This window comes from Ideonella lacteola (assembly GCF_038066555.1).
Taxonomy (GTDB): domain Bacteria; phylum Pseudomonadota; class Gammaproteobacteria; order Burkholderiales; family Burkholderiaceae_C; genus Ideonella; species Ideonella lacteola.
The window spans coordinates 155071-175809 of sequence record NZ_JBBUTG010000009.1; the positions used below are offsets into that span (position 1 = coordinate 155071).

The following is a 20739-nucleotide window of genomic DNA, read 5'->3' on the forward strand; positions in this document are numbered from 1 at the left end:
CAGAGGTGTCAGGCATGGCGCAGCAAACCTGACGAGTAGTGCAAGGCACCGGAGGCGTCGACGATCACGGCATCGACGCCCGACAGCGAGTTGATCAGCGCCATCCCGCGCTGCGGGCCCAGCACGAACACCGTCTTCGACAATGCCTCGCTGGTCAGGCCGTCTTGGGCCAGGATGGTGACGCTGCGAACGGCAGACGGCGAGCGGCCAGTCCGCGGGTCGATCAGGTGATGGTGGCGAACGCCGGCCTTCTCGAAGAAGCGCTCGTAGTCGCCCGAAGTCGAGACGGCGGTGTCCTGCAGGGGCAGCAGCGCCACGACTTCACTGGCTCGGCGCGGATCGCGCACGGCGATCATCCAGGGGCGCCCCCGGCGATCTCCCAGAACATGGCTGTCGCCGCCGGCACTCACCATCGCATGCTCAATGCCGCGGGCCTTCAGGATGGCGATGCAACGATCGACCGCGTGGCCCTTGGCAAAACCGCCCAGGTCGATCCGCATGCCGGGTTTGCCGAATTGCAGTGTGCGCTGGCGGTCGTCCAGCAGCAACTGCTGCCAGCCGATGGCCTCGCAGGCCGGAGCGAGCGCCGCATCGTCCGGCGCGACCCCCGCTCGGTAGTCGTACAGCTGGCCCGCACTCGCATAGGTGATGTCAAACGCACCGTCGGACCAGCGTGAGAATTCGATCGCCCGCCCGATCAGCGCGCACATCTCGTCGGACAACCGCACCGGCATGCGGCCAGCGTCGCGGTTGATGTGCGACAGCTCAGAGTCCGGCTTATGCGGGCTCATCGTGCGGTCGATGCGGCGCATTTCCTCGATAACGGCCGCCATTGCGGCCTCGCCTGCGCGGCGGTCATCCGCCCACAGCTCCACGGCCACCGCCGTGCCCATGATGGCCTCTTCGCGCTGGAGCCAGCCGGCCGACACCTCTGCCACCGGCGCAGGGCTGGCGAAGGTCGCGACGAAGCGCGAACGCAGGGCAGAGAGGCTGGAGAACATTGGCAAAGCAGTGCCCGGCGAAGAGAGATACGGAGAGGGAGCGCCCCAACAAACGTGGGATGGACAGAGAACTTTCGGGTGTCCTAACGAACAACCACGACACGGTCGGGGAAATGTAACTGCGCGGCCGGCCGGATGGGCCCGCCGGTTCGGCGAGGCGATGCTTCATGTGTATGCATTCGCAACATCCCACCTCGGCGCCATGGCCAAGACGATGCCAACAATGTCACACTGCCTCGGCGACGCGACCGGGGCCCCGCGTGGTTCGACGGCGGCGGGCGATGCGCGTGGGGCCTCAGCGGCCCGCGAAGCAGGCCCTTCGCGACCCCGCCTGAGCTCCCGTCACGGCGCTGACATGCCGGGAGCACCGCGTTGGCCACTGTTCGTTACCTCGTGCACGATGTCGACACCTGCCTGCCCTTCTACGAGGCACTCGGGTTTTCCCTGAAAGAACGGTGGGGCCCGCCGTTTGCGATGCTGAGCCTCGGTGACCTCACGCTCTGGCTCGCCGGGCCTGGCACCTCCGCTCAGCGTCCGCTGGCCGATGGTCGTCAGCCGGAACCGGGCGGCTGGAACCGGTTGGTGATCGAGGTGAGCGATCTGGACGCGCGGTTGTCGGCCGTGCTGGCGCTCGGTGCTCGCTTGCGCAGCCCGCCCATCGCCGGCCCCGGAGGCCGGCAGGCGCTGCTGGATGACCCGGCGGGCAATCCGATCGAGCTGTTCGAAGCGGCTGGATGAGGCGGCTCGGTCGACGGAACTTGTCGCCCCGTGGTTGCGTCGGATTTCACGCCCCCACCAACTGCACCGAAAACGCGCGCCTGTTTGGGGTTTGGGCCAGGCGCTACTTTTGCTTCAATGGGTCTGCCGGGGATGGTTTTTCGATCCCGAAGGGCCGCAGCCGGTGACCGATGTCGATGGAGATCTGCATGTCCTCATCCGCCCAGCACCTGCCCGCCGTGACCGGCGTCCTGCCGATCGCCCGCATGCGCAGCCTGTTTCGCGTCGACGAGGTCGAAAAGCGGCTGCAGAAGCTGCCACCGCGAGAACACGAGAGCTTGCGCAGCACCTACGAGCGCATGCTGGAGCGGGGACCCGAGCGCTTCCAGGTGAAACCCTCGGGCCTGCCGGTGATGGACAAGCTCTATGACGAGCTGCCCAACTTCCACGATGTGCTGGATGACCTGAAGCGGCAATTGGCCTTGTGCCAGGACAGCAAGGACGCCCTCGAACTGACGCCCATGCTGCTGCTGGGCCCCCCGGGGGTGGGCAAGACGCACTTTGCGCGTGCGGTGGCTCACCTTTTGGGCACCGGCATGGGGTTCGTCTCGATGAGCTCACTGACCGCCGGCTGGGTGCTGTCCGGCGCGTCCAGCCAGTGGAAGGGTGCTCGCCCCGGCAAGGTTTTCGAAACGCTGATCGACGGCCCGTATGCCAACCCGGTGATGGTGGTCGACGAGATCGACAAGGCGCGGGGCGAGCATGCCTATGACCCGCTCGGCTCCTTGTACAGCCTGCTGGAACACGACACCGCCGGCAGCTTCACCGACGAATTCGCCGAGGTCCCGATCGACGCGAGCCAGGTGATCTGGGTGGCCACCGCCAACGACGAACGCTCGATCCCCGACCCGATCCTGAACCGGGTCAATGTGTTCGAGATCCAGATGCCCGACGCCGACGCCGCCCGCGCGATTGCGCTGCGCCTGTACCGAGGTATCCGCGACGACCACGACTGGGGCCAGCGCTTCGACCCAGCCCCCCGCGAAGACACCTTGGCCTGCCTGGCTGAGATGCCGCCGCGCGAGATGCGCCGCGCCTGGATGACGGGCTTCGGCAACGCCCGCCTGGATGGCCGCGATGCGGTAGAGCCGCGCGATCTGCCCACCGCCGCCGGCAAGCGCGGCTCCATCGGCTTCGTGCACTGAGCGTCGCGCGGGCCCCGTCGGGCCCGCCTTCAGTGGATGAATCGGCCGTCCCGCCCGATCAGCGTGAGGTCGACGAAGCGTGACGCCCCCTTGCCGGGCGCGTCGAAGCCGACCTCGAAGCCGCCGACATCGAACGAGCGCAGGCTCCAGGCCGTCTGCAGAAAGCTGGCTCGCGTCACGGTCGCGGGGCAACGCCGGAGCACTTCGGCCAGCACCAGCGCATCGATGTAGCCCTCGAGGGCGAGATGAGAAGGTGCCAGCGTCGACCCCGCCGCCTGCCACGCCTGCATGAATTCACGGCAGACCTTGATGTTCGCGCTCGTCGGCAAGGGCACCACCTGGGCCACCGCGATGCCGGCCGCATCGTCGCCCAAGGCGCTGAGCGTGGCTGCCGAGCCCAGCACCGACAGGGCATACAAGGGCGTGCCGCGGCGCACCGCACGAAACGCCTTCACGAAACCCACCGTCGGCTTGCCCGCCAAGCCCAGCAGCACCGCCTCTGGCGAGGCCTCGATGATCTGGCCGGCAGCCTGCGCCGCATTGCTCGCGTCGCTCTTCACGCCTGCGCGCGCGGCCACGCCGAGCCCGTGGCGCGAAAGCGCGGCGTCGGCCGCTTGCGCCACCTCCTGACCGAAGGCGTTCTCCTGGGTCACCAGGGCGATGCGCCGCAAGCCCAGGGTGGCCAAATGCTGCACCAGCCGCTCCACCTCCTCCGGATAGCTGGCGCGCACGGGCAGCACGTTGCGCACATCCTTCGGCCGCGTGGACAAGGCCCCGGTGAGCGGCGCAAAGCAGGCCACATCCGACCCCTTGAGCTGCGGCAACATCGCCTCGATCATCGGCGTGCCCATGCATCCGAACAGACCCAGGCATCCCTCTTCACCCAGCAGTTGGCGCACATTGGCTTGTGACTTCGCGGTGTCGTAGGCATCGTCCAGGGTGACCAAAGTCAGGGGCCTCCCGTGGACGCCGCCGCGGGCGTTCACCGTCGCCACGCCCACCTTGGCTCCCGCATGCATCGCCTGGCCCAACTCCGCCAACGGGCCGGTGAGTGCCACCGTCTGCCCGAAGCGGATCGGCTCGCCGCTCGCCGGTGCGGCCCTGACACGCAACGGGGCCAGCCACCCCGCGGCCATCAACCCACCCGCGCCGACCACTTGCCGCCGACCTTGATCGGCGCTCGCCTGGGCTTCGTTGGACAGGGCTGAACGATGCTCCTGGCCGGACGGGGTCTCGCCGGCACCTAACTTCCACACTGACCGCATTCTTGTCTCCGTGGTTGGGCTGTCTGTCCTCGTGGGACGGCGCGCATGCTAGGCGAAGCGCGCCTCGGTATGCGGCCTGTGCGACAGCAGCACAACACTCGCCGAACTCGGGGCTTACCCCGGTACCCAGAGCAGTCGGCTCATGACCCGCCCGTATGATGCGGCGCATGCCTGCATCCCTCGAAGGCCGCCTGGTGGTGGCCCTGTCTTCGCGCGCGCTGTTCGATTTCGAAGAAGAAAACCAGGTCTTCGAGGCGAACGACGATCGCGCCTACATGCAGCTGCAGCTGCAGCGCCTGGATCAACCCGCACGGCCGGGTGTGGCGTTCTCGCTTGCACGCAAGCTGCTCGCCTTCAACGAGAACGCCAGTGCCCCTGCGGTGGATGTGGTGATCCTGTCGCGCAACGACCCGGTCTCGGGCATGCGCGTGTTCCGCTCGGCACAGCACTACGGCTTGCCCATCGAGCGAGGCGCGTTCACCCGCGGCCAAAGCCCGTGGCGCTACCTGCGTCCGCTCGGTGCCCAGCTGTTTCTTTCGACCAACCTGGCCGACGTGCGACAAGCCCTTGATGCCGGCGTGCCCGCGGCGCAGGTCTACCCCGATTCCGCCCGCGCCTCCGAAGCGCATCCCAACGAGCTGCGCATTGCGTTCGACGGCGACGCGGTGCTGTTCTCCGACGAGGCCGAGGTCGTGTTCCAGCGCGAAGGGCTCGATGCCTTTCAGCGGCACGAGATCAGCCGCGCCACCACGCCGCTGCCGCCCGGCCCCTTCAAGCCCCTGCTGGAAGCGCTGCACCGGCTGCAGCGCAGCAGCGATGTCGGCGGGCTTCGCATCCGCACGGCGCTGGTCACCGCACGCAGCGCCCCGGCGCACGAGCGCGCCATCCGCACCTTGATGAACTGGCAGATCGACATCGACGAGGCGATCTTTCTGGGCGGCTTGCCGAAGGGCCCCTTCTTGCGCGAATTCGAACCCGACTTCTTCTTCGACGACCAGACTGGCCATGTGGCCAACGCTGCACCACATGTGCCCTCGGGCCATGTCGCGGCGGGTGTACGCAACCCGGCCTCGTGATGAACCCGACTGCACCACACTCCCCGGGCACCGCCCGGCGCCAGCCCGTTGCCGCCATCTCCGTCATCTTCATGACGGAGATGTGGGAGCGCTTCAGCTACTACGGCATGCGTGCCCTGCTGGTGCTCTACCTCGTCAACGCGCTGGGCTATGACCGCGCGGACGCGCTGCATCTGTACGGCATCTACACCGGTCTCGTCTATGTGACCCCGCTCATCGGCGGCGCGCTGGCCGATCGATGGCTGGGCGCACGGCTGGCGGCGGTGTCGGGCGCCGCCATCATGATGCTGGGCCACTTCGCGATGGCCTTCCCGTCGATGCTGCACCTCGCGTTGGGGCTGCTGGTCATCGGCAACGGCTTTTTCAAGCCCAACACCACCGCGATGGTGGGCATGCTCTACGACGGCGACAACGACCCGCGCCGCGCCGCGGGCTACACCTACTTCTATATGGGGGTGAACCTCGGCGCCTTCCTGGCCCCCTTCGGTGCCGGCACGCTGGGGCAGTTGGTGGGCTGGCACTGGGGCTTCGCCAGCGCCGGTGTCGGCATGGCGCTGGGCATGGTGGTGCTGTGCATGGGCCAGCGTTGGCTGGGGCGCGCCGGCTTGCGAGACGACCAAGCGGCGGTGGGTTGGCGCCACGCGCCGCTGATACTGGGCCTGTGCCTTGCGAGCGTGGTGCTGGTGCAGGGCGTGCTCGCCGCCGCTCCCACCTTCGTGGCAATCTGGTCGCCACTGCCCGGCGCGGCGAAGCTGCTGGCCGGTGTGGCGGCCGCGGCCGCGGGCGTGTGGGCGGTGCTGCGGCCCAGCTCAACCGATGCGCCGGCCCTCACCTCCGCCGAGATCGGACGCGTGGCGGCCATCGGCATCGTCGCGTTCTTCGTGATCTTCTTCTGGATGGGCTTCGAGCAGGCGGGCGGTTCGCTCACGCTGTTTGCCGACCAGCAGACCGACCGCCATGCGTGGGGTTGGGAAATCCCCGCCTCGTGGTTCCAGGCCATCAACCCGCTGGGCATCCTGCTGATGGCCCCGGCCTTCGCCTGGCTGTGGCAGACACTGGACCGCTCGCGCTTCGCCCTGCCCGATCCCGCCAAGCAAGGCCTGGGGATGATCGTGCTCGGCCTGGGGTTCGTGATCATGACCGTGGCCCAGCGGCGCGCCGAGGCCACGGGGCCGGTGGGCCCGCACTGGCTGGCGCTGGTGTACCTGTTCAACACCATCGGTGAGCTGATGCTGTCGCCCGTCGGGTTGTCACTGGTGTCCAACGCCGCGCCACAGAGGCTGGTCGGCTTGTTGATGGGTGTGTGGCTGATGGCCATCGGCATTGCGAACTACCTCGCGGGGGCGCTCGAAGGCTTGCTCGCCGGCAGCGGCATCCCGCTGTACGTGTTCCTGCTGGGCTCGTCGATCGGCGCAGGGTTGCTGCTGTTGGCGATCACGCCGTGGCTGCAACGCCTGATACGGCGGCGCGATTGATGTCCTCCAGAAAGGAACGGTCCCCATGAATCTGGCCCACTGGTTGGGTATCCGCCACCCGGTGCTGCAAGCGCCCATGGCAGGCGTGCAGGGCCATGCGATGGCCGCGGCGGTCTGCCACGCCGGTGGCCTGGGCTCGGTGCCGGCCGCGATGCTGTCGCCCACCGCGTTGGCCGACGAACTGACCGCACTCGCACGCGCCACCTCGGCGCCCTACAACGTCAATTTCTTCTGCCACACGCCCCCCGAAGCCGACGAATCGCGCGAAGCCGCCTGGCGCGCGGCATTGGCACCGGCCTATGAGGAAGCTGGTGTCGACCCCGGCACCATCACCGGTGGCCCGGGCCGCGCGCCGTTCAGCCATGAAATCGCCGACATCGTCGAGCCCTTCCGGCCCGCGGTCGTCAGCTTTCATTTCGGGCTGCCCGCGGCGGACTTGCTCGCCCGGGTGAAAGCCTGGGGCTCGAAGGTGCTGGCCTCCGCCACGACGGTGGAGGAAGCCCGCTGGCTCGAAGCGAACGGTGCCGACGCCATCATCGCCCAGGGCCTGGAAGCCGGCGGCCACCGCGGCCACTTCCTCAACGAGGACCTGACGGTGCAGTTGGGCAGCATCGCGCTGTGGCCTGCCGTGGTGCAGGCGGTGAAGCTGCCGGTGATCGCGGCCGGGGGGATTGCCGATTCAGCCGGCGTGCGCGCCGCGAAAGCCTTGGGCGTGGACGGCGTTCAAGTGGGCACCTCCTACATGCTGTGCCACGAGGCGCTCACCAGCCCCTGGCATCGCGCGGCGCTGCAGTCGAATGCCCCCACGGCCCTGACCCGTCTTTTCACCGGCCGCCCGGCACGAGGCATCGTCAATCGCCTGATGCGCGACTTGGGGCCTCTCAACCCGGTGGCGCCGGCCTTCCCGCTGGCCACCGGGGCACTGGCCCCGCTGCGCGCGTGGGCCGAGCGCCAAGGCCGGGGCGACTTCACGCCGCTCTGGTCGGGCCAGAACCGAAGCGGATGTCGTGAGACCTCTGCAGCCGAGGTGACGCAGATGCTGGCGGACGGCTGGGCCAGCGGGCCGGGCTGAGCGGGCGCCGCCCTCTCACTTGCCCCCGGGCTCGTAGCTGCGCAGCCGCTGCAGATCGAGCACCCGCACGCCGCCGTACTCCACCTCGATCAGCGCGCGCGCCTGCAAGGTGCGCAAGGCTTCATTGACCCGTTGGCGCGACAGGCCGACCAGGTAGCCAAGCTCCTGCTGCGTGATGCGCAGCAGCTGACCGACGCCGGGGTAGAGCACGGGATGGAAGAGCGCAGCCAGGTTACGCGCGACGCGGGCATCCGGGTCGTTCATGCGGTCGGTCTCGCGCGCCGCGATGAACTGACCGAGCCGTTCATTGAGCTGGTTGAGCACAAAGCGATTGAAGGGAATGCTGCGCTCGAGCAGGTCGTGGAAGGCATCCACCGGCAAGCCGGCCACGGTGCTCTTGCGCAAGGTCTCGATGTTGTAGCGATAAGGCTCGCGCTTGAGCAAGGTGCCTTCGCCGAACCAGGCGCCCGGCGGCACCCCGGTGAAGGTGACGGGTGCCCCGGCCCCGGGCTCGTTGCTCATCTTCAGCAACCCTTCAAGCACACCAAACCAGTAGGTGGCGGGCCGGCCGATGCGGCAGATCTGCTCGCCCGGCTCGGCATGGGCGAGCATGATGCTCTCGCGCGCCATGCGCTGATCTTGCGGCTCGAGAACCGACAGCCACGGGATGCTCGCCAGCTCGGCATCGCTGGGTGCCCGCGCGCGTTCACGCAAGGGTCGAGCTTCGTGGGGCATGTGGGGTCAACACCCGTGCGTAGACAGCCCTCTGATTGTCAGCACCTTCAATGCATGGCGTCAATTCACATCAAGCCCGATGCGCCCCTGCCGCCGTCTCCATCACCTGATGTGGGTCGTCGGCACCGATCCAGGTCGGAGGCACCCGTCCGCGCATGGCAGATCGGCCGGCGCGACACAGCGCCGAGGTAAGCACCAGATCGACTTCATCCGGGTTCTCGATCATCGGCGCGCGTGCCGCCCGGGGCACCGGGGTCCAGTTGACCTGGCCGGCATCGATGTTGTCCCGCAGCATCGAGGCCCAGCGGGCCACGGAAAGCGATTCGTCATGCTCGCCCACCACCAGCGATAAACGGCCCATGAGTCGCTGCAATTGGCTGTGCACAGGGTGGCGCCGCATGGCCGACACATACCGGACCCACTGTCGATGGTGCGATGAAGTCAGGCATTGCTGGATGCGCTCGACTCGTTCTGCCGTGACGGCAGCCTGGTTGAAGAGCTGCCGCCGCAGCACACGCTCGACCTGGTGGGCATCGGGTAACGGCTGCCCCCGAAAGCCGCCCTCCAGCGGGCTGTCAGCGTCGGCCATGTCGCTCACGACAACGTGGAACTTCCGCCGCCCGAGCGCCCCGTACTCGATGGCCATCAATGCGCCAACCGAACTGCCGCAGAGTACCGCCGCATGGATGCCGTGCCGGTACGCCAGCCATTCCAGGCAATCGCGAAAGCAGGCCATCGGCTGCCGGCCCAGATCCAGCGTCACGAAGGGATCGCAGATGACCAAGGCGCCATATCCCAATCGCAAGGCCTGCCGTTGCTGCGCCTGCCAGAGCCCCCCCCCCGTGAAGAGCCCAGGCAGAAATACCGCGGTCGCCCGGTGGTCTTCCAGTGGCGGCGTGTACTCGTAGTCGATCCTCGTGCCGCAATGCACGAGCGACGAAGTGAATCGGTTGCCGTTCAATTGCGACATGGCAGAGGTGGTCTGATGAACAAGGCCACACGGGATCGGCCTGGCCCTTTCAGGGCTGAGCAGGCTGCAGCGGGCGCAAGAGGATCACGGCGGAAAACTCGGCCCCTTTTCGCCGGCCCTTCGCCAGGATCCAGCCATGGTTGTTGATGTCGCTCACCCCTTCAATCTTCCAGTCCGCGTCAGCCTCCGCCAGCAACTCGTTGATCTTGTAGAAGTTGGCACCGTCGTAGAGGAAGCCGCCCGATTCACCGCTGCCCATTCGATAGCGGCCCACGGCCCATCCGCGCCGATTGATGGCTTCGCCGTAGGTCTGGGCATCCGCCGGTGCGGGAATGGCCGTCAGTTTCGAGCCCTGATGGATGAAGGCCTTCGTCATGCCGGTGGTGTCTTCGGCGCTGCCCAGCACCTGGCCCGCGTCGTTGATGTCGGTGGCGTAAGAGGTCTTGCCACCCAGCGTACCGATGTCGATGAGCAAGCCCGAGCGGCACTTGAAGGCATGCTGGCTGCCATCGGAGGTTTCTGCCCAACCGACGGCAACCCCTTTGCTGTTGACCGCCTTCGCCTCACTCCGCTCGCCGCCGAAGGTGCCGATCTCCAGCATCGAGTCGTCCGGGTTCCGAATGAAACCCCGATACCGGACCTGGATTTCACCGGACGCGGCGCCCACCACATAGCCGTTGTCGCTCAAGCCATAGGCCCATGCATCGGCGAAGAATCCGTCGGTCACGTCGCCCGGATCGTCGAAGCCATGGATCTCGGCGTCGAAGCCCTTGCCTTTCACAACGCTGCTGGTCACGCGCTCCGGCTGGAGATCGCAATACCTAGCCACGTCACCGAAATTGTTGATGCCCACCGCAGCACCGTAGTAGTCCAGGCATGTCATGTCTTTCTGACGCTCGCCGTTCTTGCTGTAGACCGCATACCGTGTAACGTATTGCGCGCCACTCGTAGATTCGACAACCAGCACCTTGCCGGCGTCGTTCATCGACAGCCCATAGAAGCTGTACTTGAAGTAGGCGCCGCCGCCGATGTCGACCCGGCTGTCTTCCTTCACGACGGATACCGCGTACTGTGGAGCCGCGGCATGCACCCCCGCTGCGGCCAAATACAGCACTGAGGCGGCCGTGCGCAACGCGCGCAGCGCAGAGGGGGATCGGGGTGCAGGATTCATGTTCATGGGTTCAACCTCCTTGGATACTTGGGCAGCGTCAGGCGTGGCTGCGCTGTACTGAACGCGACCTTCGGCGCCTGGGCAAACGGCCCGGTGGGCGCAACAGGCATGGCGGCATGCCGCGCATGCATGACGTGTCGCACAACCCCTAACTCGATAAAGGTGCCGACACTCATCGAGTGCCTCACCGTCAGGTGTCTTGGGTAAAGTGATCGTATTCGCCGACTGCGGTGCTCGACAACAGCACCAAAGGGCAGGTCGGGGTGATGCGCCCCGCCGACGCGACCGATGTGAACGCTATTGCTGTGTCTGGAGCCAGGCGGAGCTCAATAAGACCGACGGGTTTGGTCGTCTGGCGAGGCGGCCAAAGGCGCGGTTTGATGTTCCGCACAGCGTCGAACACCGCACCAGCGATGTGAATCGGTCATCCCACCGATCGGCTCAGACACACGACGAAGATGCCCGCACCTCCTGCCATGAACGTGTTGCTCGTCGACGACCACCCGCTGTTCAGCGTGGGCTTTGTCCACGCACTGCAAGCCACGGCAGAACACCTGCACGTCCGGGCTGTCGACTCTGTTGACGCAGGCTTGACAGAAGCTGGTCGGTGGCCCGAGCTGAACCTGGTGATCGTCGACTATCGCTTGCCCGACGAGGACGGGCTGGTCGGCATCGGTCGATTTGCGCGGGCGTTTCCACACCTGGCGCGTCTGTTGATCTCGGGGATCGACGAAGAGTGCCTGACCATCCGCGCCCGCCTGGCTGGCGCTCAAGGCTTGGTCACCAAATCATCGAACCTGACGGAGGTGATCGACGCGATGCAGGCCGTCGTCTCGGGGCAAGAGTGGTTCCACGCGCTCGACAGGCACGCCTGCAGCCACCCTGATCCCACTACACGCCAGTTGGAAGTGCTGGACCTGGTGGCCCAAGGCTTGCCCAACAAGTCAATCGCCTCTCGCTTGAGCATCGCGGAACGCACTGTCAAATTGCATGTCACGGCCCTGCTGGAAACGATGAACGCCCGCAACCGGACCCACCTGCTGGTCATTGCCCGCGAGCGTGGGCTGATCGGATGAATCGCCTCCTGGCACACGGACCGCTGTGGCTCGACCGTGCTGCACCGGGACGACAGGATTCCACATCGAGCATGGCGCTGGTCGCCTCGGTGACGGGCTTGCTCGGCGCCAGCCTGGTCGCGTGGCAGTTCGCCCCCAGCCACGGGTCGCCCGGCTTCATCGATTGCATGGTGCTGCTCATCGGGTTTTGCGGTCTGCGCGCGGTGATGGCGGCACTGGACCTGAAGCGCTCACCATCCAGACCGATCGTTCGCGGCCGGGTCGGCTTGCCGGGCGTGCTGCTTCACGCGCTGCTGTGGGGTCTCACCGCCGTGGTCCTGCGTGCACCAGGTCCATGGGGCGCCGAACTCGCCCTCCACATGACCACTTGCGTCCTTGCCATGAGCGCGGCCGTTTCACTGGCTTGGTTCTACCCTTTGCTGGTGGCCTATGTGGCATTGCTCCTCGGGCCCCTGGCGCTGCGTGATGCATGGATCGGCGGCCAACCGTATTCTTGGCTGGCGTGGTGCGGCGCAGTGGCGGCCGTGTACATCTCACTCACGGGTTACCTGCACGCCAGGACTCTCGCTGCAGTCAGGGCCCAGCGTCAACAAAATGCCGACCTGGTGGATGCGCTGCACCGCGAAGTCGAGCGAGCCGATGCCGCGCACCGCGCCTTGTGCGACGCGCAGGCCAGCAAAGTGCGATTCTTTGCCGCCGCCAACCATGATCTGCGCCAGCCACTGCAAGCCATCGTGCTGCTGGCGCAAAGCGCATGTCTGCGGCCCTCGCCGACACAAGATGCCATGCAGCACATCCTGACCTGTGCCGAGACCATGTCGAAGGTGGTCGACGATCTGCTCGACCTGACTCGACTGGACCTGGAAGACGCGCCGTTGCACATGGAGCCGATCGAGCTGACCGAACTTTTCGAGGAACTGCGTCGCACACACGACCCAACGGCGCTTGCACAGGGCCTCTTGCTCCGCTTCGACGCCAACGCGCAGGTCGTGTTCAGCGCGCGGCTGCCGCTGATGCGCATCGTGTCGAACCTGGTGGCCAATGCGCTTCAGTTCACCCGCGCCGGGTCCGTCCTGGTGGAGGCCCGGACCATCGGAGAGCACATCACGATCGAGGTATCCGATACCGGCCGAGGCATCAGCCCCGAGCACCTGGAAAGGATCTTCGACGAGTTCTTTCAGGTGGATCGCCGCCCACATGACGGCCGCGTCGGCCTCGGGTTGGGCTTGTCCATCGTGAAGCAACTTTCCCGGTCGGTGGGCATCGGTATCGCCGTCACGTCTTCGCCGGGCCAGGGCAGCACGTTCACCTTGAAGGTGCCAGCCTCGGCCGCGGGGCTGGCGCCGCCGGCCCGCCGAGACTTGGTGCCGCCGGTTGCTCGGCCCGTTGTTCTGCCTGCTGCCGCCAAGGTCGAGGCAAGGCGGCCGTTGGCCGCCCCTCCCCACCGGCCTGGGGAAACTCCGTAGCGGAATGAGCCTTCAATTGTCGTCCAACCGACAACACGGCGTCAAACTTCGGCCTACGATGCGATCCCACAAAGCAGCTCGCCCCATCGGGGTGCCCGCTGCAGGCCGAATGGAGACAACGCGCCGTGCAAACCACGTTTGTTCGTCTGATGCTGGACCATGCTGCCAAGCGGCCAGCGGCGCCTGCCTTGCGCGAGAAGGAATACGGCATCTGGCAGACCACCACCTGGGGCCAGTTGGCCGAGCGGGTGCGCGATCTTGCTTGCGGCCTCGCGGCGGCCGGCCTGCAGCGCGGCCAGCACGTCGTGGTGATCGGTGACAACCGCCCTCGCCTCACGGCCGCGGTGCTGGCCGCCCAGGCGCTCGGGGCCGTGCCGGTGCCCCTGTACCAGGACGCGGTGGCGGCCGAGTTCGTGTTCCCCATCCACAACGCCGAGGTGGCCTTCGCGGTGGTGGAAGACCAGGAGCAGGTCGACAAGCTGCTGGAGATCCGCCCGCAGTGCCCGCAGCTGGCACGCATCTGGTACGACGACCCGCGCGGCCTGCGGAACTACGACGAACCCGGCCTGGCTTCGCTGGACAGCCTGCTCGAAGCGGGCCGGCGCCATGCCCAGACGCACCCGCGCTTGTTCGACGAGGAAGTGGCCCGCGGCCAGGCCGGCGATGTGGCCGCGATGTTTTTCACCTCGGGCACCACCGGCAACCCCAAGGGCGTGGTGCACACGCATTTCTCGCTGCTCGATCGCGCCACCGCGGGCAAGACATTCGATCGGCTGACCGAGAACGAAGAGGTGCTGGCCTACCTGCCGCCGGCGTGGATCGGGCAGAACATCTTCAGCTTCGCCCAATGGCTGGCCTGCGGCTACATCGTCAACTGTCCCGAGTCGGCGGCGACGGTGTCGATCGACCTGAAGGAAATCGGCCCCACCTACTACTTCGCCCCGCCCCGCATCTTCGAAGGCATGCTGACCTCGGTGATGATCCGCATGGAAGACGCGGCGGCGCCGAAGCGAGCCCTGTTCCACCACTTCATGGGCCTGGCGCGCCGGGTGGGCACCGCGCTGATGGACGGCCAGCCCGTCGGCCCGTGGGACCGCCTGCGCTACCAGCTCGGCAACCTGCTGATCTACGGGCCGCTGCGCAACACGCTGGGGCTCTCGCGCGTGCGCGTGGCCTACACCGCGGGCGAGGCCATCGGCCCCGATCTGTTCAGCTTCTATCGCTCGATCGGCGTGAACCTGAAGCAGCTCTATGGTTCAACCGAAACCGCAGTGTTCGTGTGCCTGCAGCCCGACCACGAGGCCAAGGCCGACACGGTGGGCGTGCCGGTCGAAGGCGTGCAGATCAAGCTGTCTGAATCGGGCGAGCTGCTGGTGAAGTCGCCCGGCCTGCTGAAGGAGTACTACAAGAACCCGGCCGCCACCGCCGAGGCGCTGACCAGTGACGGCTGGTTCCACACCGGCGATGCGGGCTTCCTGGATGCGGGCGGCCACCTGAAGATCATCGACCGGGCCAAGGACGTGGGCCGCCTGATGGGCGGCGCGTGCGACGGCGCGATGTTCGCGCCCAAGTACGTCGAGAACAAGCTGAAGTTCTTCCCGCACATCAAGGAGGCGGTGGCCTTCGGCGACAAGCGCGACAAGGTCTGCGCCTTCATCAACATCGACTTCGAGGCGGTGGGCAACTGGGCCGAGCGCCGCAACCTGCCCTACGCCGGCTACACCGATCTGGCCGGCAAGCCCGAGGTGTACGCGCTCATCGCCGACTGCGTCGAGCAGGTCAATGCCGACTTGGCGCGCGACGAGCTGCTGGCCGGCAGCCAGATCCACCGCTTCCTGATCCTGCACAAGGAGCTGGACGCCGACGACGGCGAGATGACGCGCACACGCAAGGTCAAGCGCGGCTACATCCACGACAAGTACCAGGTGCTGGTCGATGCGCTCTACGAAGGCCGTGCCGAGCAGTTCATCGAGACCGCCGTCAAGTTCGAGGATGGTCGCTCCGGCAGCATCAGCGCCACGTTGAAGATCCAGGACGTGAAGACCTTTCCCGCCACCGTCGCCGCCCGGAGGGCCGCATGACCCACGCTCTGACCGCCCGCCTGGCACCTGCCGAAGCTGTCGCAGCGGGCCGCGACGCGGGCTCGCCCTCGCCCACCGGCACCGCGGAAACGTCGAACACGAACAGCAAAGGGCGCCGCATCGGCGAGGTGATCCTCGACGTGCAGAACATCAGCCTGCGCTTTGGGGGCGTGAAGGCGCTCACCGACATCAGCTTCAACGTCCGCGAGCACGAGGTGCGCGCCATCATCGGGCCGAACGGCGCCGGCAAGAGCTCGATGCTCAACTGCATCAACGGTGTCTACACGCCGCAGGAAGGGCAGATCACCTTCCGCGGGCAGACCTTCAAGCACATGAACTCGCGCCAGGTGGCCGAGATGGGCGTGGCGCGCACGTTCCAGAACCTGGCTCTGTTCAAGGGCATGAGCGTCGTCGACAACATCATGACCGGCCGCAACCTGAAGATGAAGACCAACATCTTCCAGCAGGCGATCCGATGGGGTGCGGCCGAGCGCGAAGAGGTGGCCCACCGCGAGTTCGTCGAGCACATCATCGACTTCCTTGAGATCCAGGCCCACCGCAAGACGCCGGTGGGCCGGCTGCCCTACGGCCTGCAAAAGCGTGTGGACCTGGGCCGCGCGCTCGCCATGGAGCCGCAGGTGCTGTTGCTGGACGAGCCGATGGCGGGCATGAATGTCGAAGAGAAACAGGACATGTGTCGCTTCATCCTCGACGTGAACGACGAGTTCGGCACCACCATCGTGCTGATCGAGCACGACATGGGGGTGGTGATGGACATCTCGGACCGGGTGGTGGTGCTCGATTACGGCAAGAAGATCGGCGATGGCGCCCCCGACGACGTGCGCGCCAACCCCGACGTGATCAGCGCCTACCTGGGCACCAGCCACTGAAAGCACGGCCATGGGATTCTTCCTCGAAACGCTGTTCGGCGGCCTGATGGCGGGCATGCTGTATTCGCTGATCGCGCTCGGCTTCGTGCTGATCTTCAAGGCCTCGGGCGTCTTCAACTTCGCGCAAGGCGCGATGGTGCTGTTCGCGGCGCTCGCGATGGCACGGTTTTCGGAGTGGTTTCCGAAATGGTTCGGCTTCGACAACGCGGTGCTCGCCAACCTGCTGGCCTTCATTGGCGCGATGGCGGTGATGGTGGTGGTGGCCTGGGTGATCGAGCGCTGGTGCCTGTCGCGCCTCGTCAACCAGGAGGGCATCACGCTGCTGATGGCCACGCTCGGGATCAGCTACTTCATGGACGGCTTCGGCCAGACGCTGTTCGGCTCGGACATCTACAAGATCGACATCGGCATGCCGAAGGATCCGATCTTCCTGTTCGAGCAGACCTTCCAGGGCGGTGTGCTGATCAACGCCGAAGATCTCTACGCGGCCTTGATCGCCGCCGCGTTGGTGGCAGCGCTGAGCCTGTTCTTCCAGAAGACGGCCACCGGCCGAGCCCTGCGCGCCGTGGCCGACGATCACCAGGCGGCGCAGTCCATCGGCATCCCGCTGTCGCGCATCTGGGTGATCGTGTGGTCGGTGGCCGGCTTCGCGGCGCTGGTGGCCGGAATCATCTGGGGCTCGAAACTGGGCGTCCAGTTCTCGCTCTCACAAGTGGCCTTGAAGGCCTTGCCGGTGGTCATCCTCGGCGGCCTCACCTCGGTGCCCGGCGCCATCATCGGCGGGCTGATCATCGGCGTCGGCGAGAAGCTGTCAGAGGTCTACATCGGGCCCATGTTGGGCGGCGGCATCGAGATCTGGTTCGCCTATGTGCTGGCCCTGGTCTTCCTGCTCTTCAGACCGCAAGGGCTGTTCGGCGAGAAGATCATTGATCGCGTATGACGCGAGCAATGGTCTTCCGGCGCAGGCTAACTTCGCGCAGCGAAGTTAAGCGCCCGCAGGGCGCGGCCGAAGTCAAAAGATCACCGCGAAAGTAGCACCATGCTTTATCGTGAAAACGGCCAATTCAAAACCAGCTACCGCGCCGACCAGCAGATCTTCCCGGTCGTGCAGGACAAGGTGGTCATCCTCGGCCTCATCGCGGCGGCCTTCGTGGCCGTGCCGCTGCTGGCCAGCGAGTACACCTTCCGCGCCATCCTGATCCCGTTCCTGATCCTGTCGATGGCGGCGCTCGGGCTGAACATCCTGGTGGGCTATTGCGGCCAGATCTCGCTGGGCACCGGGGCGTTCATGGCCATCGGTGCCTATGGCGCGTACAACTTCTTCGTTCGTGTCGAGGGCATGCCCTTGATCGCGGCGCTGCTGCTCGGCGGCCTGTGCGCCACGGTGGTGGGGGTGCTGTTCGGCATCCCGTCGTTGCGCATCAAGGGCCTGTATCTCGCCGTGGCCACCCTCGCCGCCCAGTTCTTCACCGACTGGGCCTTCCTGCGCATCCGTTGGTTCACCAACGACTCGTCCTCCGGCTCGGTGAGCGTGGCGGGGCTGAACGTGTGGGGTTGGCCGGTGGAGTCACCCGCGCACAAGTACCTGTTCTGCCTCGCGTTCGTCACGCTCTTTGCCTTGATGGCGAAGAACCTGGTGCGCGGCCACATCGGCCGCGAGTGGATGGCCATGCGCGACATGGACGTGGCCGCCGCGGTGATCGGCATCCGGCCCGTCTACGCCAAGTTGACGGCGTTTGCGGTCAGCTCGTTCATCGTCGGCGTGGCGGGCGGGCTGTGGGGCTTCATCCACCTGGGCTCGTGGGAGCCGGCCGCGTTCTCGGTCGACCGCTCATTCCAGTTGCTGTTCATGATCATCATCGGCGGCCTGGGTTCGATCGCCGGCAGCTTCTTCGGCGCCGCGTTCATCGTGCTGCTGCCGATCTTTCTGGATGCCTTGCCCTCGGCGCTGGGCATTCCGATCGACACCGCGCTGGCGTCGCACCTGACCTCGATGGTGTTCGGCGCGCTGATCGTGTTCTTCCTGATCGTCGAGCCGCACGGCATAGCCCGGCTGTGGGCCACCACCCGCGAGAAGCTGCGCCTGTGGCCCTTCCCGCATTGAACCCGCTCGAACCCCTTCCGACACCACAGAGCCCGCACCACGAGTGCATTTCATCCACCCCGGAGGTAGACATGTCGAATAAGTTGAAGACCCTGGCCTGCGCCGCGTGGCTGGCCACCGCCAGCGTCGCGGCGCTGTCGCCGGCCACCAGCTGGGCCCAGGCCAAAGAGCAATTCTTCCCGCTGCTCGTCTACCGCACCGGCCCCTATGCCCCGAACGGCACGCCGTGGGCCAACGGGAAGCAGGACTACATCAAGATGATCAACGCCCGCGATGGCGGCATCAACGGCGTCAAGCTCACCTTCGAAGAGTGCGAGACCGGCTACGCCACCGACAAGGGCGTCGAGTGCTACGAGCGCCTGAAGGGCAAGGGCGCCAGCGTGATCGACCCGCAGGCCACCGGCATCACCTTCGCACTGACCGACAAGGTGCCCAACGACAAGATCCCGCTGATCACCCTGGGCTACGGCCTGTCGGCCAGCCAGGACGGTGGCGTCTTCAAGTGGAACTTCCCGCTGATGGGCAGCTACTGGACGGCCGCCGACATCCTGATCCAGCACATCGGCAAGAAGGAAGGCGGGCTGGACAAGCTCAAGGGCAAGAAGATTGCGCTGGTCTACCACGACAGCCCGTTCGGCAAAGAGCCGATGCCGCTGCTGGAGGAGCGCTCGCGCACGCACGGCTTCGAGCTGCTGAAGATCCCGGTCACCGCCCCGGGCGTGGAGCAGAAGTCGGCCTGGCTGCAGGTGCGCCAGCAACGGCCCGACTACGTGCTGCTGTGGGGCTGGGGCGTGATGAACTCGACCGCGTTGAAGGAGGCCCAGGCCACCGGCTATCCGCGCGACAAGATGTATGGCGTGTGGTGGGCCGGCGCCGAGCCCGATGTGAAGGACGTGGGCGAAGGCGCCAAGGGCTACAACGCGCTCAACCTCAACACCTCGGGGCAGCAGCCCAAGGTGATCCAGGACATCCTGAAGTTCGTGCACGACAAGGGTCAGGGCACGGGGCCGAAGGATGAGGTGGGCTCGGTGCTGTACACCCGCGGCGTGATCATCCAGGCGATGGCCATCGAAGCGGTGCGCCGCGCGCAGGAGCGCTTCGGCAAGGGCAAGGTCATGACCGGCGAACAGGTTCGCTGGGGCTTGGAGAACCTGGCGCTGGATGACAAGAAGCTCGCCACGCTCGGGCTAACCGGCGTGATCCGTCCGCTGTCGACCTCCTGCCAGGACCACATGGGTTCGACCTGGGCGCGGATCCACACCTGGGATGGCAGCAAGTGGAACTTCAGCTCCGACTGGTACCAGGCCGACGAGCAGATCATCAAGCCGATGGTCAAGGCGGCGGCGGACAAGTACGCGGGCGACAAGAAACTCACACGCCGCGCTCCTGAGGACTGTCAGTCTTGATGGCTGCTTTCAACCCCTTGTCTGCCGCTGGCGGCTGAACCTCACGGCACTCTCCCCTTCCCCTCTCGCCGAGCGAGAGGGGTTCGAGACCCCCCATTTCCCGCCCGGCGGGGCCGGCCCCTGGCGGGGCCTTCTTCGAAGCACCGCGTGCGGTGCTTCGAAGAGCAAAGGGCCAACGATGAGCAACATCCTCCTGAACGTCAACGGCATCGAGGTCATCTACAACCACGTGATCCTGGTGCTCAAGGGCGTGTCGCTGCAGGTGCCGGAGGGCCAGGTGGTGGCGCTGCTCGGTGGCAACGGCGCCGGCAAGACGACCACGCTGCGCGCCGTGTCGAACCTGTTGGCCGGCGAACGCGGCGAGGTCACCAAGGGCTCGGTGGAGCTGCGCGGCGAGCGCATCGAGAAGCTCTCGCCGGCGCAGATGGTGGATCGCGGCGTGATCCAGGTGATGGAGGGGCGGCACTGCTTCGCGCACCTGACGATCGAAGAGAACCTGATGACCGGCGCCTACACCCGGCGCGACGGCAAGGCCGCGGTCGAGGCCACGCTGGAGAAGGTCTACAACTATTTCCCTCGCCTCAAGACGCGGCGCACCTCGCAGGCCGCCTACACCTCGGGCGGCGAGCAGCAAATGTGCGCCATCGGGCGAGCCCTGATGGCCAACCCAAAGATGGTGCTGCTGGACGAACCCTCGATGGGCCTGGCGCCGCAGATCGTGGAAGAGGTGTTTGAGATCGTGCGCGATCTGAACCAGCGCGAGAAGGTGACCTTCCTGCTGGCCGAGCAGAACACCAACATCGCACTGCGCTACGCCGACTACGGCTACATCCTGGAGAACGGCCGCATCGTGATGGATGGCGAAGCCAAGGCGCTGCGTGAGAACGAGGACGTGAAGGAGTTCTACCTCGGCATGGGTGGCGGCGATCGCAAGAGCTTTCGCGATGTGAAGAGCTACAAGCGCCGCAAGCGCTGGCTGGCGTGATGGCCCACCCCTGAAGCGCCTTCGGCGACTGCCCCACCTGGCAA

General features: G+C 66.4%; 18 protein-coding genes. 13 read left to right on the top strand and 5 right to left on the bottom strand.

The features are described from left to right. Nucleotides 1-8: 8 nt before the first annotated feature. The gene (locus tag AACH06_RS15330) at nucleotides 9-1001 is read right to left on the bottom strand and encodes an FAD:protein FMN transferase (RefSeq protein ID WP_341426612.1); all 993 of its coding nucleotides are present in this window, start codon (nucleotides 999-1001) and stop codon (nucleotides 9-11) included. Nucleotides 1002-1373: 372 nt separating this feature from the next. Between AACH06_RS15330 and AACH06_RS15335 the strand changes: the two genes are divergently transcribed. After that, the gene (locus AACH06_RS15335) at nucleotides 1374-1739 is read left to right on the top strand and encodes a VOC family protein (RefSeq protein ID WP_341426613.1); all 366 of its coding nucleotides are present in this window, start codon (nucleotides 1374-1376) and stop codon (nucleotides 1737-1739) included. A 188-nt stretch (nucleotides 1740-1927) separates the two neighbouring features. Further along, entirely contained in the window at nucleotides 1928-2923 is a 996-nt protein-coding gene (locus tag AACH06_RS15340) for an AAA family ATPase (RefSeq protein WP_341426614.1), read from the top strand. A 29-nt stretch (nucleotides 2924-2952) separates the two neighbouring features. On the opposite strand, the gene AACH06_RS15345 is transcribed toward AACH06_RS15340, so the two are convergent. Beyond that, on the bottom strand, nucleotides 2953-4188 hold the full coding sequence (locus AACH06_RS15345; protein ID WP_341426615.1) for an ABC transporter substrate-binding protein: 1236 nt from the start codon (nucleotides 4186-4188) through the stop codon (nucleotides 2953-2955). A gap of 167 nt (nucleotides 4189-4355) precedes the next feature. On the opposite strand from AACH06_RS15345, the gene AACH06_RS15350 reads away from it, so the two are divergent. The 3 genes from AACH06_RS15350 to AACH06_RS15360 are packed head-to-tail and all read left to right on the top strand — an operon-like array spanning nucleotide 4356 to nucleotide 7811. Then, nucleotides 4356-5264 (top strand): 5'-nucleotidase, encoded by a 909-nt coding sequence (locus AACH06_RS15350; protein ID WP_341426616.1) that lies wholly within the window; start codon nucleotides 4356-4358, stop codon nucleotides 5262-5264. Beyond that, nucleotides 5264-6739 carry a peptide MFS transporter gene (locus AACH06_RS15355; protein ID WP_341426617.1) on the top strand — a complete coding sequence of 492 codons (1476 nt, stop codon included), beginning with the start codon at nucleotides 5264-5266 and terminating at the stop codon, nucleotides 6737-6739. The genes AACH06_RS15350 and AACH06_RS15355 overlap by 1 nt, the downstream gene beginning before the upstream one ends. A gap of 25 nt (nucleotides 6740-6764) precedes the next feature. Then, complete coding sequence (locus tag AACH06_RS15360) at nucleotides 6765-7811, top strand: NAD(P)H-dependent flavin oxidoreductase (RefSeq protein ID WP_341426618.1); 1047 nt, start codon at nucleotides 6765-6767, stop codon at nucleotides 7809-7811. A 15-nt stretch (nucleotides 7812-7826) separates the two neighbouring features. Here the strand turns inward: AACH06_RS15360 and AACH06_RS15365 are convergent, their stop codons facing one another. The 3 genes from AACH06_RS15365 to AACH06_RS15375 form a co-directional block, all read right to left on the bottom strand. Then, nucleotides 7827-8546 (bottom strand): Crp/Fnr family transcriptional regulator, encoded by a 720-nt coding sequence (locus AACH06_RS15365; protein ID WP_341426619.1) that lies wholly within the window; start codon nucleotides 8544-8546, stop codon nucleotides 7827-7829. A 70-nt stretch (nucleotides 8547-8616) separates the two neighbouring features. Beyond that, nucleotides 8617-9516, bottom strand: a complete 900-nt coding sequence (locus tag AACH06_RS15370) for an alpha/beta fold hydrolase (RefSeq protein ID WP_341426620.1) — start codon at nucleotides 9514-9516, stop codon at nucleotides 8617-8619. 49 nt (nucleotides 9517-9565) lie between these two features. Then, nucleotides 9566-10693, bottom strand: coding sequence for a hypothetical protein (locus AACH06_RS15375; RefSeq protein ID WP_341426621.1), 1128 nt, complete (start codon nucleotides 10691-10693; stop codon nucleotides 9566-9568). Between the two features lie 470 nt (nucleotides 10694-11163). Between AACH06_RS15375 and AACH06_RS15380 the strand changes: the two genes are divergently transcribed. From AACH06_RS15380 to AACH06_RS15415, 8 genes are all read left to right on the top strand, one after another. Continuing rightward, nucleotides 11164-11763, top strand: coding sequence for a response regulator transcription factor (locus tag AACH06_RS15380; RefSeq protein WP_341426622.1), 600 nt, complete (start codon nucleotides 11164-11166; stop codon nucleotides 11761-11763). Continuing rightward, entirely contained in the window at nucleotides 11760-13229 is a 1470-nt protein-coding gene (locus AACH06_RS15385; RefSeq protein ID WP_341426623.1) for a sensor histidine kinase, read from the top strand. Before AACH06_RS15380 ends, AACH06_RS15385 begins: the two co-directional genes overlap by 4 nt. Nucleotides 13230-13354: 125 nt before the next feature. Then, nucleotides 13355-15310: an AMP-dependent synthetase/ligase gene (locus AACH06_RS15390; protein WP_341426624.1), complete on the top strand. Its 1956-nt coding sequence runs from the start codon at nucleotides 13355-13357 to the stop codon at nucleotides 15308-15310. After that, nucleotides 15307-16200 carry an ABC transporter ATP-binding protein gene (locus tag AACH06_RS15395; protein WP_341426625.1) on the top strand — a complete coding sequence of 298 codons (894 nt, stop codon included), beginning with the start codon at nucleotides 15307-15309 and terminating at the stop codon, nucleotides 16198-16200. Before AACH06_RS15390 ends, AACH06_RS15395 begins: the two co-directional genes overlap by 4 nt. A 10-nt stretch (nucleotides 16201-16210) precedes the next feature. Further along, complete coding sequence (locus AACH06_RS15400; protein ID WP_341426626.1) at nucleotides 16211-17140, top strand: branched-chain amino acid ABC transporter permease; 930 nt, start codon at nucleotides 16211-16213, stop codon at nucleotides 17138-17140. Nucleotides 17141-17239: 99 nt separating this feature from the next. Beyond that, nucleotides 17240-18304 (top strand): branched-chain amino acid ABC transporter permease, encoded by a 1065-nt coding sequence (locus tag AACH06_RS15405; protein ID WP_341426627.1) that lies wholly within the window; start codon nucleotides 17240-17242, stop codon nucleotides 18302-18304. A gap of 71 nt (nucleotides 18305-18375) precedes the next feature. Beyond that, nucleotides 18376-19710, top strand: coding sequence for an ABC transporter substrate-binding protein (locus AACH06_RS15410; protein WP_341426628.1), 1335 nt, complete (start codon nucleotides 18376-18378; stop codon nucleotides 19708-19710). 178 nt (nucleotides 19711-19888) lie between these two features. Next, nucleotides 19889-20695, top strand: coding sequence for an ABC transporter ATP-binding protein (locus tag AACH06_RS15415; protein WP_341426629.1), 807 nt, complete (start codon nucleotides 19889-19891; stop codon nucleotides 20693-20695). Nucleotides 20696-20739: the final 44 nt, after the last annotated feature.